Origin of the sequence: Leptospira meyeri, from assembly GCF_004368965.1 — a bacterium.
Taxonomy (GTDB): Bacteria; Spirochaetota; Leptospiria; order Leptospirales; family Leptospiraceae; genus Leptospira_A; species Leptospira_A meyeri.
Genome location: NZ_SORO01000001.1, coordinates 2,653,344 through 2,666,380, shown reverse-complemented (window position 1 = coordinate 2,666,380; position 13,037 = coordinate 2,653,344). Strand labels below are relative to the sequence as shown.

14 protein-coding genes are annotated in these 13,037 nt (G+C 36.9%); 6 read left to right on the top strand and 8 right to left on the bottom strand.

What is annotated here, in order from left to right; genetic code table 11:
- Positions 1-330: 330 nt before the first annotated feature.
- The gene (locus CLV96_RS12585) at positions 331-747 is read left to right on the top strand and encodes a PH domain-containing protein (RefSeq protein WP_420813687.1); all 417 of its coding nucleotides are present in this window, start codon (positions 331-333) and stop codon (positions 745-747) included.
- A 160-nt stretch (positions 748-907) separates the two neighbouring features.
- Here the strand turns inward: CLV96_RS12585 and CLV96_RS12580 are convergent, their stop codons facing one another.
- The 5 genes from CLV96_RS12580 to trxA all read right to left on the bottom strand — a co-directional run bounded on the left by CLV96_RS12580 (position 908) and on the right by trxA (position 5,889).
- Positions 908-1,585, bottom strand: a complete 678-nt coding sequence (locus tag CLV96_RS12580) for a M15 family metallopeptidase (protein ID WP_004787278.1) — start codon at positions 1,583-1,585, stop codon at positions 908-910.
- A gap of 350 nt (positions 1,586-1,935) precedes the next feature.
- Positions 1,936-2,805: a VanW family protein gene (locus CLV96_RS12575; protein ID WP_040917163.1), complete on the bottom strand. Its 870-nt coding sequence runs from the start codon at positions 2,803-2,805 to the stop codon at positions 1,936-1,938.
- On the bottom strand, positions 2,795-4,204 hold the full coding sequence (locus CLV96_RS12570) for a hypothetical protein (RefSeq protein WP_004784226.1): 1,410 nt from the start codon (positions 4,202-4,204) through the stop codon (positions 2,795-2,797). The genes CLV96_RS12575 and CLV96_RS12570 overlap by 11 nt, the downstream gene beginning before the upstream one ends.
- 6 nt (positions 4,205-4,210) lie before the next feature.
- A complete protein-coding gene (locus tag CLV96_RS12565) occupies positions 4,211-5,503 on the bottom strand; it encodes a discoidin domain-containing protein (protein WP_004784959.1) in 1,293 nt (430 codons plus the stop codon).
- A 71-nt stretch (positions 5,504-5,574) separates the two neighbouring features.
- A complete protein-coding gene (trxA, locus tag CLV96_RS12560) occupies positions 5,575-5,889 on the bottom strand; it encodes a thioredoxin (RefSeq protein WP_004785626.1) in 315 nt (104 codons plus the stop codon).
- Positions 5,890-6,087: 198 nt separating this feature from the next.
- Here trxA and CLV96_RS12555 point away from each other — a divergent pair, with 198 nt between their 5' ends.
- Positions 6,088-6,654 carry a Crp/Fnr family transcriptional regulator gene (locus CLV96_RS12555; protein ID WP_004787574.1) on the top strand — a complete coding sequence of 189 codons (567 nt, stop codon included), beginning with the start codon at positions 6,088-6,090 and terminating at the stop codon, positions 6,652-6,654.
- On the opposite strand, the gene CLV96_RS12550 is transcribed toward CLV96_RS12555, so the two are convergent.
- Both CLV96_RS12550 and CLV96_RS12545 read right to left on the bottom strand, forming a co-directional pair.
- Complete coding sequence (locus CLV96_RS12550) at positions 6,623-7,537, bottom strand: DJ-1/PfpI family protein (RefSeq protein ID WP_004784179.1); 915 nt, start codon at positions 7,535-7,537, stop codon at positions 6,623-6,625. The two genes, CLV96_RS12555 and CLV96_RS12550, sit on opposite strands and share 32 nt — an antisense overlap.
- Before the next feature lie 182 nt (positions 7,538-7,719).
- Entirely contained in the window at positions 7,720-8,751 is a 1,032-nt protein-coding gene (locus CLV96_RS12545; RefSeq protein WP_051012775.1) for an MBL fold metallo-hydrolase, read from the bottom strand.
- A 318-nt stretch (positions 8,752-9,069) separates the two neighbouring features.
- Between CLV96_RS12545 and CLV96_RS12540 the strand changes: the two genes are divergently transcribed.
- Positions 9,070-10,122 (top strand): SDR family oxidoreductase, encoded by a 1,053-nt coding sequence (locus CLV96_RS12540; protein ID WP_040917166.1) that lies wholly within the window; start codon positions 9,070-9,072, stop codon positions 10,120-10,122.
- A 189-nt stretch (positions 10,123-10,311) separates the two neighbouring features.
- Entirely contained in the window at positions 10,312-10,911 is a 600-nt protein-coding gene (locus CLV96_RS12535) for a DUF4269 domain-containing protein (RefSeq protein ID WP_004786509.1), read from the top strand.
- Here CLV96_RS12535 and CLV96_RS12530 read toward each other — a convergent pair.
- Entirely contained in the window at positions 10,893-11,498 is a 606-nt protein-coding gene (locus tag CLV96_RS12530; protein WP_004787028.1) for an alpha-ketoglutarate-dependent dioxygenase AlkB family protein, read from the bottom strand. The two genes, CLV96_RS12535 and CLV96_RS12530, sit on opposite strands and share 19 nt — an antisense overlap.
- A 148-nt stretch (positions 11,499-11,646) precedes the next feature.
- On the opposite strand from CLV96_RS12530, the gene CLV96_RS12525 reads away from it, so the two are divergent.
- Positions 11,647-11,883 (top strand): hypothetical protein, encoded by a 237-nt coding sequence (locus CLV96_RS12525; RefSeq protein ID WP_004787298.1) that lies wholly within the window; start codon positions 11,647-11,649, stop codon positions 11,881-11,883.
- Positions 11,883-13,025 carry a suppressor of fused domain protein gene (locus tag CLV96_RS12520; RefSeq protein ID WP_004786470.1) on the top strand — a complete coding sequence of 381 codons (1,143 nt, stop codon included), beginning with the start codon at positions 11,883-11,885 and terminating at the stop codon, positions 13,023-13,025. Before CLV96_RS12525 ends, CLV96_RS12520 begins: the two co-directional genes overlap by 1 nt.
- Positions 13,026-13,037: the final 12 nt, after the last annotated feature.

Here is a 13,037-nt window from a genome sequence, read left to right as displayed (position 1 = left end):
AAAGGCATCTTTCGAAAGTTAGGTGCCTTTTCTATTTGGGCGCACGAGCGTGCTCTTCGGGGTGCGCGTTCGCTCCCGTCCTCGTTGGCATACGCCATCTCGGACCAAGCCCTTCGATCCCTTGCGCAATGATTTCCACACCAATCGCTGGTGGAGGAAATTCAAGACTAGCGACGTAGGGATTTGTAAAGTTCAATTCAAACTTGCTATAGAAATTCAAAATCCAACAAACAACATAGAGTAAGAAAAGAGAAACTAAGAAATTATTTATTTACAATCAACAATATATCCATTCTCATTTTTCCTACGAGTAAAAATAGTATGCAAACAATGAACCAAATCAAAACGCAACTTCAAGGCCTACTGACTAATCAACCAAATATCAACATAGATGTACTGCTTGCTTACAATCAAGGGCTTACTTGTCTTCCTGAAATTTTAGAAGATGAAGAATTGATTCAAGGTTATTGTATGGGACTTTTGGAATACAAATCTAAAAAACTCGGTGGAGGCAAATGGCATGTTGTATTAACAAACAAACGGTTTTACTTCATCCGAAAATTGATGTTTCGATCAAATTTTGAGTCCATTCCTATAGAGCTGAAGGATATTTTAAAATTAACAACAAAGATGGGTTGGTTTTTCGGACAAATCCAATGGGAAACAAAAGATGATACGATCAAAATGTTACAGATTGGAAAAAAGGATTTTGAATTTTTTCTGCCTTGTTTGGAAAAAATTTTATAAAACGAAAAGAATATTATGTTTTCACATAACAATGATTATTTGAAGAAATTTACTCACTAAAGTTATATATATTTTTGAAACAAATCGTTTTGTTTGATAGATTTTGAATGAAATTGCAGCACTAAGTCCTAAAACCGACGTTATCTGGGTGATTTAACCCCTACTCCAATTCTTCAAAAGGGATGTCCAACACTTCAAAGCCAGTGCATTCCAAAAAGTCATAATGCCACCATTCGGTTTTGTTCACACGAAACCTATACTTACCGAGTGTGCTGATCAAAAGCATACGGTTTTTCAAAATTTCAGGATCAGAAACTGGTGCTTCTGCCCAAGCCTCCTTTCGGAAGGAATCATATTCTGTTGGCATAGGAAGTTCTTTTTTGGATTTTACATCCACTAAGCTCAAATCAATCGCGCAACCTTTGTTATGCCTGGAACCGGTTTTGGGTGAAGCTACATACCTTGTGTCCCCAATGATTTCAAAAAATTTGACGGTGGCGGCATAAGGTCTGTAAGCATCAAAAATCTTAATTGAATAACCAAGTTTCAAAAACTCTGTTTGCGCCTCTCCTAATGCTTCCGCTACCGGTTTTCTTGCAAAAGCCTTGGCTTCTTTATAGATGGTTTGTTTGGTAAAGTTATTCGGTGTTGCATATTTAATATCCAAAAAGATTCCAGGAATTTTCTTTTCTAAGTTGATAAGTTCTTTGTTTGGAGTTTTTTGAATCGAAAGTTCATAAGCCTTGCGATCCAAAACATTGAGTTTATTTTCGCTTGATTGGGAAACCAAAGATAAAAAAGGAAATCCTAAACAAAAAGCTATTATGATTAATTTCATTTATTTTCCCTCATTTCAGTTTCTAACTTTTGTATAACGAATCAGAATTTTAAAAATTACATTGGCAATCTTGCATTATTTAATTAAAAATATGTTATTCCAGAACATTTAGCGCCCCTTTCAAAAACACAGTTGTTCCGTTGTGTGTCACAATTCATATAAGTTATATTATTGTTAATGCAGGACTGATAAACTAAAACGTCGCAAACCATTATAGTGATACCAGGGTTACAAAAATTTTCTCTCTCTTTCGTTTCTTTGGATTTTCCAAAAATTTCCTCTTTTTCACTTTGGCAATTTAGAAAAGGAAAAATCGTTATTAATATTAAATGCCTTAGGTTTCTTTTCATTTAGAACTTGTTCTCTCTCGATTCCAGAAGTGGCTCGTACATCATCCAAGCGATATTTTCGGTTACCAACTCATCTTCTAAAATTTCTTTTGTATATTTAAAAATTTTTTTCCTGCGAATGGTATTCCTTCTTGTATAACCTCCCCAAGGTTCTGCATGAAAACCATGATAGGATTCATAAACTTGGTAAACAAATGGAATTTCCACATCGGAAAGCCATTCCCCCTTTAATAAATCATCCTCAATCCAGAGATGTAATACAAACGGCTGTTTGGTTGTATTTTTAATTTGTAAGTCGATATAATTGTAAGATAGAGTGGCACCCGATCCAAAAGGAAGAGTTCTTTCAGAATCAGGAAAAATATCAAAACTATGCCGCCACCGTTCCCTCACAACTAATGGACTATGCAAAGTCATCCAATAGATAAGATTGGCCATTTGGCAGAGGCCACCGCCAGTTCGTTCGATAAAACTACCATTGCGTAATTGCATTCCAGGCAAATAACCTTTCTTCTTTGTTGGCTTGCCCACTAAATACCAAAACGAAAATACTTGGTTTGGTTGGAGAACAACTCCATCTAACCTAGAAATGGCGATATTTAGATTTACCCTTTTATTCTCTTGGAGATACATAGGTACATCCTTGAGTTTGCGATAGATGGGAGAACTATGTTTAAAAATAGATACGGGATAACGTTGCAGCTTTTCCTGAAGTGAAATTCTTGTCGTAGCAAAGGACTTTCGTTCCCAAATCCAAACCCAATAGCGTTTCCACTGGAAGTAAACTTTTCCAAAAAACAAACGTAAGTTTCCGCGATGTACTTTCTTGTTCATCCCAAAGATCTTTTTTTTTCTGATTCTAAAGGTCATTGGAATGTTTTCTCTTAATAAAATTGGGACGTTCTTTGTAAGGATTTTTCCAAGACTTGGCAATAAGAACAAGTTTCGAATTTCTTTTTTCCAACCATGAACGATAACGTTTCCAGTCCTTTTCTAAAACGAGTTGATATTCGCCTAAAGGTTGGATGGATGAAAAAAAAGGATTTTTGTTTTCGTCTTTACTAGCTAGTAAATTTTCATATCGAATCCCATAGACGGCACGATAAATTTCTGTATCTTTTGGCAATTCAGAAATTGCTTTTGTATCCGGCTCGAAAGAAAGGCAATCTTTACGAAATTGAAAATGATAGTATTCACAAAAACCGTGGTGTGCGACAAGTAAACCATTGTTTGGTACAGAAGCTATTGATTCTCCAGGAATCCACATCTTTTCATAGGAATAACGAAATAAATATGGATTAGTAAACATAGTAAAAATCCAAAGCCCGGTACTGATCAGCCAAACCAAAATCTGGAATGAATTCCACTTACTAAAAATTTGAACCAAAAGAATCAAACTCAAAAGAATTCGGTACTGTATATCAGCAAAGTGAAAAACAGGTAATAATAGTAAAAACCCAAAGAAGGCAAAGGTTTTTCGCATTTTTTTAAATTTGGGTTCCGATGTTCCAAATACTAAAAATGTCCAGTCCCAAAGAATTCCAAGACCAGCTAACGAAAAAGCTGCGGACAGAGGAAATATTTCTTTATCACTATAAAACCTTCCACTTGGGTCTTCTGGAAGGAAAAATGGAAGTAGGAAAACAAAAGAGAAACACACTGGATAGAATTTTTCCGGAATCTGATGCAGAATAAGAATACCCAAACCAAGTAGAGCGACCATAGGGTGAAACCAAAGAGCAAATAAAAAGAAGACTCCAGAGGCAATCCATCGCAATCGGATTCGTAACAAAAAGGTAGAAGATAATGATAGTGATGATGGTGATGATGCTGAGAATAAAAATGATTTTGTTGGGATTGGAGAATAAAATCCAAGACTAAGGATCAAAAATCCTAAAGCCCAACTTTGTTTGGGATATAAAAATGCCAAAACAAAGACCAATACACTCGGTAGAAAAAAGAGATGGGGTAACTTTTTCTTTTGTAGATCTTGGGAAAAATTTATATCGGCCTTTGAATCTGGATCGGTCGCATTGATTGCACTTAATGGAAATCGGAAAAAAGAACTCCGAGCAAGGAAGAGGGAAACTGTTAGCCAAACGGATGTTAGAATTTGGAATAAGAATAGAGTCTCATCACTGACCCCAAAAATCCGAAACAAAAAGGCTACGATATGAAATACAGGAGAATTGTCTGGTGAATGCAATTTCCCCGATTCTAAAAGGGAAATTGCTTGGACTCCATACCAATAAATATCCTTGCCGAACAATGGGATTTAATCTGTGATCTGAACTTTTTTGCCAATCATTTGTAATCCTTTGGCTGACTTTTTTACCATGAGTGTATCACCAAAGATAACGGTTGATTTTTCTTCCGTCGTTTCTGCATAAGGACTATTGGAATCTAAACTTTGTGTGACTACTTTATGGTCTCTTCCAAAAATTTTGATTTTAGCTTCAGTAGGAGATGCATCAAGTATTACCCAATTTCCATCTAATACTCGTTTTTCGGACACATCATCTTTCCAAATGACAAAGGAACCATTTGAACGAAATACATAATCCAAACGACCCTCCGATACATCCGCAAATACTGCTTTATTTACAAGTCCCGAGAGGATGGTATTTTTTGCTTTTGAAAGAACGGACTTTTTAAATTCATCAGCATTTTTATCAACTACTGTGAATCGTTTTCCTTTTTCACCGAGTAAGATAATTTCGGCAATGACAGTGTCTTTCCAAGTTTTTCCAGGACGAACTTTTTGGATTTCAAACTTAAACTTTTTCCCTGAAAGTGGCTTTGGAAAAAATATCCTTTGGCCCCCTTGTTTGTCTGCTACTTTGATCACAAACGAATCATTGTCATTTGAAACTAATAATTCAGTCACGGAACCATTTTTGTAAAATAGGGCATCCAATCGTTGGTAACCGTTAAAAATTTCAATCCCTGATAAATCGACTTCATCCTCTAATTCAATTTGAAAAGACTCGCCTGCACCATCACTAGGAACTCCTTCTACCCAAGCAAAATCTATACTACCATCAAACAAACTATAGGCGGGATAATTTGGAAGTGTGCTACTTGCAGTAACTTGACCCGTGATCGGTTCAGGATACAATACATCTAGTTTTTTTCCATTTTGGAAAAAGGAAACAGTTTTGATTCCATTTCCAGAGTCTGGCAATAAGTAAATGACATGTACACCGTTAGATCTTATTTTTTGCGGAGTTTCTTTGGCACAGTCAAAATTTGTTGCATAACTGCCGTCCTTATAAAATGCAACATATCCTTTTTTTTCTTGGCATTCAATAGAAATTTCATTAAAGAAAGCACGACCATCTGTTTTTCCAGATTGGTTCCATTTTGCACCATTGGAGAAAAAAATTGTGATTCCATCGAGACTGGATTCTGGTTTCCAGTGTTTGCCAGAGATAAATACATTTATGGGGCTTGTGCCATCAGCAGAGGATGCAGCTTGAATTCGTTCGATGACAATAGAATTTTCAATTGGACTATTTTTACAAAATAGAACAAGGAAAACCAAAAGTGTTAGGATTATTTTTTTCAAAGGTTGTACCTCGGCAGATACAAATAATCCAAAACTCTTTCGGCTTAGACAAGTAAAAAATTGAGCTGATCTTAGATCATTCCACCAAATACTTTTTTGATTTCTTCGCTTCGCATAGCACCCGAAATACGATGAATTTCCTTACCTTCCTTAAACAAAATCATTGTAGGGATTCCTGTGATACCATATCTTCCCGCAATATCTTGTTTTGCATCCGTGTTGATTTTGATCACCGAAACTTTCCCCTTCCAGTCTTTTGCCAATTTTTCCAATTCTGGAGCCACCATTTGACAAGGACCACACCAAGGAGCCCAGAAATCCACAAGGATCGGTTTATCATGCGTTTGGACCAACTCTTCAAAACTTTTTGGTAAATTTTCCGACATAAACTTCACTCCTATGATTTAGACCTGTATACCCGTATGGGTATATAGGAATTATCGATTTTTTTATCGAACCCTTACTATTTTTACGATTGGATCAAACGAATTTTGCGCACTATTTTTGTATTCTCACAAAAACCCCAAACGTGAAGAATCAGTAGACGTATCCGCAAAAACTAAGATTCTTGAGACTTAGATCAAATGAAAGTTTTGTTACCAAAAGTTTTTGGTTCTGAAGAAATCCATCAGTTTTTTAAAACTTACGGCAAAACCATCAAATTAAAGAAAAAGGAATATTTTGCCAAAAAGGGAATTCCTTTGTTTAGCGTTGGTTTGGTTGTCGGCGGTGGATTCAAACTCATTTATAAACATGGGAAAAAGGAATGGATCAAATCCTTTATCTTCGAAAATGGACTTCTGGGAAGTTTGCCAAGTATTTTTGAAAACCAACCCATTCCCTATTCTATCATTGCGATTGAACCTAGCGAAGTGATTGTGTTAACCGCAAACGAATTCAAATCCAAAATGGAAAAAGAAAACGGTTATCAAAATTTTCTCGTTCATTTTCTTTCGAAATTGTATCTAAAAAAAGAAGAACGAGTCGCAGATTTTTTACTCCTGGAACCAGAAAAAAGATACAAAAAGTTCATTCAGGAATATTCTCATGTTCTAGATCGAATTTCTCAAATAGACCAAGCTGCCTATTTGGGAATCACAAACGTGGCACTCAGCCGAATCAAAAAGAGGATTTTTTTAAAGAATCCTTAAGTGCACCTAAATATAGTTTGGTGAAATCTTCCCCTGAGAATGGATTTTGTGAAGTGACTAAGTTCCTATCCCTTGTTGCAAATCCACTTGCTGGGAAAAAAGAAGATTCATACAACATTCCACGTTCTTTTAATAACTCAGAAATTTTTCTAACTTTGGGTTTACCTTTCATCACAAATGTTTCGATAAACCATTCTTCCATTTTGGTAACAGAGTTCACACGATAACCCTGAAACAAAAATCCATCCCCATCAGGGCCTTCGGTAAGTGTGATTAGCAAAGCCGGGGCATGGCAGACCAAACCGATTGTTTTTTCCTGTTTTTGAAATGTTCTAAGTAAAATGGGAAGATTTGTATCATACAACAAGTCACTCATGAGTCCCTGTCCACCAGGAATGAGTAAACCTATATAACTTTGATTCTTTTGGATGGCAAGTTCGAGTGAGATTGGTTTTTGAAAGGAATTGAGTGAATTTAAAAAACGAATGGCTTCTGCTTTTTCTTCTTTCGAATTCCAGTATTTATCTTTTAAACTTTCTGGATCGAGTGTAACCTTTTTGCCATTGGGTGTAGCAAACTCTAAATCAAAACCTGATTGGTTCAAACGAATGGCAGGGAGGGCAAGTTCATTTAGGAAAACTCCTGTTGGATGATAAAAACTTTCATCTAACAATAGATGACTCGCAGCACTCATCACAATTAAAACTTTTGGTTTTGGTTCTTGTTTTGCAAAGAGAGACGATTGGGATACTACCATAGAAATGACCCATACCATTGGTAGTCGGATCATTTTAAAAAAGGTAAAACGATCGGGTAGGTATTGTTTTAGAATGTTGTAAGGGAAAAGAAAAAAATGGTTTTTGTTCCAAATTGGATTTTGCATGGCAATGACTCTCAAAGATTAGATTAAATGAGTCCTCTACCAAATAGGGACTCTTCTAATAGAGGTCATGGATGGTTCACTTATTTTTAACTTAAGTTAAAAAATTCGCCAAAGAAGAACCTCTCTTCCAGCTACTAAAAAAGCGCGATTCAGGAGATTCAAACTAGTTTCCAATATTTTTTCTAAAACAAATCGATAGTTTCAAAACCTTGTAGTAACTTTACCTCTATTTTTTCTTTTTCCGTTCTGTTCAAAATATATTTCATATTTCCATCAAAATCGTCTCCGAGTTTTAGATTGGGTTCCAATGGTTCCGAGAGTGGTTTGAAAAAATTATCCCAATGAATGGGAATGAGTAGCTTGGGTTTTAAAGTCTGCACTGTTTGTTTGTAATACTCATCTTGAAAGGACACGGGTTGTAGGGAAAGTTGAGCTACTCCCAAAAACAAAACATCGGCCTGTAGTTTGTCCAGTGCTCCTTCAACAAAGTTTGTACTACTTTTAATCAAAATTTTATTTTTTCCATGTTGGATGAAAAAATCAAAAGTACCTCCTTCGATAAAATCCAAAGCCTTTACGGGTTGGACGAGAGGAGTTTCAATGGTTGGGTGGTTGGGATCCGTTGCATTTGTTTTGCCTAGGATACGAAAAGGAGGAGTGTGTTTGGATTCCAAAACTGTGATGATAAACTTTCCGATGGCGATCGGTTTTCCTGGTACAAACTTTTGCATTTGATCACTGGTAAGCCCTGCTCCCGTTCCTACATTGAGAGTGGAGGAAGAACCGAACAACTTCGCCTTTGTTTGTTTGGCGACAAGTGGTGCATCCATTACATGGTCATAATGAGAATGGCAAACAAAAATAGCTTCTAGTCGGTTGATGTTTGCTCTTTCGATGACAGACGAAACGATGATAGGATTAGATTCTACTTTGGAAAATGCAGTTTTCCAAATTGATGGCCTTGAAAAAAAACCATCTGTTAAAATTTGTGTTACGCCATCATCTAACAATATAGATGAGGTTCCAAGGAAAGTAACTCGAACTTTCCCTTTTGGTATGAGATTTGATTTACTTTCATGCGGAAAATAAGTATCGTAATGGTTTAGGTTTCCAGAAGAACGAAGGGCACAATGGGAAAAAAAGAAAATGAAGGAAACATAGAGAAGGACTAATGAAAGATTTTGTTTTTTAAGAAATTTGATTTTCTCTGCCATAACCACCAAAACTAATCCAAAGAAACACTGAAGGCAAACCATTTATAGTTTTATAAAAGATTGGATTTGAGCGAAAGGGATTTGTAGGACTTGGTCTCTGGGTGTGCACATGTGCGCCCCCAGAGACGGGAGCGAACGCGGACTCCGGAAAAGCCCGGGCCCGTAGGGCTTCGCCCAAAAAAGAACAGAAATAGAACAATAGATTCAGGAGGATTTAATTTTTGTTTTTGTAGGAATGGTTGGAGATTTGATTTCTGTTTTGAGAGATTCTTTGGGAATTGTTTGCAACATAGGTTGGAACTTAGTCTAAAACTCAATATGAAATCTATCAATTCAGAATTACCCGTTGTTGTTACTGGAGGTTCAGGATACATTGCTTCTTGGATCGTTAAATATTTGTTAGAAGATGGAAAGAAAGTGAGAGCGACGGTTCGCAGTCTCAAAGATATTTCCAAAATTGGCCATTTGTTAGAGTTAAAAGAAAAGTATAAGGATCATTTAACTTTGTTCGAAGCAGACCTTTTGTTGGATAGAAGTTTTGACAAAACCATTGAAGGTGTCGAACTTGTGATCCACACGGCTTCCCCATTTTTTGTTGCAGGTGTCAAAGATGCACAAAAACAATTGATTGATCCTGCTTTAAAAGGAACCAGGAATGTTCTTGAATCCTGCAATCGCATATCTTCAGTTAAGCGAGTTGTTTTAACTTCGAGTGTGGCAGCGATTCATGGGGACAATATTGATTCATTACAAGTTCCTAGCCAAACGTTTACGGAAGATCATTGGAACATTACAAGTAATCTAAACCACCAACCATATGCTTATTCCAAAACTTTAGCTGAAAAAGAAGCTTGGGATATTCAACAAAAGCAAACACGTTGGGATTTAGTTGTGATCAACCCATCTTTTGTGATGGGACCGTCTCTTTCCAAACGTATGGATGGAACGAGTGTTGAATTTATGAAAAATATATTGAAGGGAGTTTTCCGCACTGGTGTCCCTGATACGAAAATGGGATTTGTAGATGTTAGAGATGTTGCAAAGGCACATATCTTAGCAGGATTTACTCCAAGTGCAAAGGGAAGGCATATCACTTCTGCAGAAGTAATGCCGATGTTAGGTGTTGCGAAGATCATTAAAGAAAATTTTGGAAATAAGTATTCTGTTCCTATAGGGACTCTTCCAAAGGCACTTGTATACGTGATTGGTCCTTTTTTTGGATTATCTTGGGGTTATACAAAAAATAATATTGGCCAACCATTAAACTTAAATAATGAGTATAGCAAAAAAGATCTAGGACTCACTTATCGCCCGTTAAATGATACATTTGTGGATCATGTAAAACAAATGGAAAGTTCGGGATTGTTATAAGTTTTTTATATAACGTTTTTAGAATTTGTTGAAACTACGAAGTTTTCTTAAAATTTTTTGGTGAGATTGAATTCCCAAGAGACTAGAGTTCGATTTTATGGTAGGAGTTGGGCCGTGAATGAACTCCCACAAGCCCACCTCCACCACCCATTCAGGGTGGGGGCCGAGACCAAGCGCACGAGACATAATATGCAATCTCTCCAAACCAATTTGTTTCTTAGTACAGACTACCTACAGTTCGGTACTCCCAAACAGCAGGAATTGGCAATTGATTTAGAAAATTGGAAAATTCTAAAATCTTTACATGGTTTCAAGCCAACTTTGGCAGGTACCATTCCCTTGGATATCGATACAGATTCGAGCGATGTGGATATCTTAGTAAAATTCAATATCCCTGCTCATTTACAAAAGATTTGTTATGCTAAGTTTCGCAATTTGCCAAATTATAGTTTTTCTGAAAAAACAATTGCACTTCGAGTCACATTGATTTGTCGCTTTGAAACTAAAAAATTTCAATATGAAATCTTTGGTCAATCAGTGGAGCCAACAGAACAGTATGCTTGGATCCATATGATGGTGGAAAATCGATTTTTAATTTTGGCCGATTCTTCCTTTCGAGATGAAATTCGGAATCTAAAAAAACAAGGAATCAAAACAGAAGCGGCGTTTTGTAAAGTATTGGATTTAAAAGGAGATCCCTATAAAACATTAGTCCAATGGAATCAAAAATCAAATGAACAGTTTCGTGAATTACTTTTGCAAAGAGGGTATCAAATCAATCCGAATTGACGAAAGGTTAAATTGATTCTTGGTCGTTTGACTTTCATCGCTTTTGGGAGGGAATGTAACCAGTGCCTTTGGATGACATCTTTCATTAAAAGCAAACTTCCGTGTTCTAACTGCAACTCTACTTTCTCTTCTGTTTTTTTATGTTTGTAACGAAAGATCCGTTCGGCACCAAAACTTACGGATGCAATGGTTGAATTGGGAAGTAAAGATGTTTCATCATCGCTATGCCAAGCCATCCCTTCACTTCCGTCATGGTATAAATTCAGTAAACAAGAATTGAATTTTTCTTTAGAGGCCAACTCCACTTTGGTTTTTAATTCTAATAGGAGTGGAGACCAAGGAAGTGCCGTTTTTGTGGTTCCCGAATATCGGTAAGAAAAACCTTTTTCAGCATACCAAGCCACGCTTCGTTTGGTGGTAATGTGTTTTCCATACAAGATGGCCTCATCTTTTTTCCATTCGATCCCGTCCAGAAGAGAGAGAAACAACTGATCTGCTTCCACCCTGGGAATAAAATCTGGGATGTACAACAAAACCCCATCGTAAGGTAAAAGATTTTCGGATTCAGTTCTATGGAATAAGTGCATGGATTTCGAAATCGATCGCCTGAAAAAAGTAAGTCACTGTAATTTTTCACCCACTTACTAAAGAAATCCAATGAAATTTGACACCGAGTGTCGAGACAGTCTAAAATTTTAGTTGGTTTCCCTTGGAGACCAAAGAATCTATACTCGTATGACCCCAACTCGCACGATTCAATCTTTCATCGACGCTAAAAAGGAAAACCAATCTCCTTCGGAAGAAGTCTGGAACTCACTGAAAGGATACCGAAAGTGGAATGAACCCGAACTCATCGGTCTAAGAAATGCATCTGGTTATTATCCAGATATTTATTTTGAAGAAGGAATGGATGAAACCATTTCTAAACTATTAGCAAAATTCAAAGAGAGAGTTGTTCCGCATAAATTTTAATGAATCCCAGTACCCCGAAAGTTTTATACCAAGAAGCAAATCCTTACGGTTCTTTTACCGCTTTTTTAGAAGATGATGGAAGAACCATTTACCTTTACTTACAATCACATAACAACCCGGAGTGGCCGATGAAAACTCTTTGGGTTCGGAATTTAATTCATGCCCCGGATGCTCGTGTGGATGAAGATTTTGATGCGGGTCTTGCACCCGTACTGACCAAATCTGAAATCACAGATCCAAAAGCGCAAAGTTCACTCACAGAAGACCAAATTCATTTCATTTGGTCAGAAGAAGGTGATGGAGTTGCTTTGTTTGTGGAAGAAGAACTACAAGCTTACCTTCCTTCTTGGTCAGGGATCAAAGGAATTCATGGATACGCAAAGTTTGCAAAAGAAGAAGCACCTACTGCTTCTCCCCTTGGTGATCCAGAGAATGGAGTGATTGCCGAACGAGTGAAGGCCAATCGAAAATTTTGGGAATCGGTTGCGGAAAAAGATCATTGGAAGAAAGCACAAAAACTTCGATTGGATTTTTTAGAATCAAAACTTGGGAAACATGAAAAATATTGGTCTGCTGATGGCGGGAAGTATCCTTCTCTTGGAATCGCATCTTTTTTACCAAAAGAATTTCCTGGGATTAAAATCTTCTCTACCATTGGGATGAGTGTTCAAAACCAACCTTCGATCGAACTCTATCACAAAGAATATGAAAACTTTTCTCGGATCGAACTTGTATTTGCGATTCAACTTTTAAAAGATACAGAAGATAAATCAGAAACATGGATCCAACATGTACTCGGAGAGATGGTAAAGTTTCCTTGGAACACAGGAATTTGGTTTGGACATTCTCATACAATTCAAAATCCAAGAAAAGATCCCGATCAACTCTACCTAGACTTCAATTGGTTCGTTCTACGTAACGTCACAGAGGAAATAGAGCAAGGTTCCAAGGAATTACTGCCAAATCTTCATGGACTACTCACAGAGAATGGCAAACGCGCGAATTTTCTCTTATTAACTCCTATCGCAACCGAAGAACGAATTTGTTTTATGCGAGAAGGTTCTGCCAAATTTTGGGAAACATGGAAGAAGGAAGGGTATAGTTTCTTTCACGACAGCGAACGCAGGATGTTAGAATTCTAATTTTGTAGATTT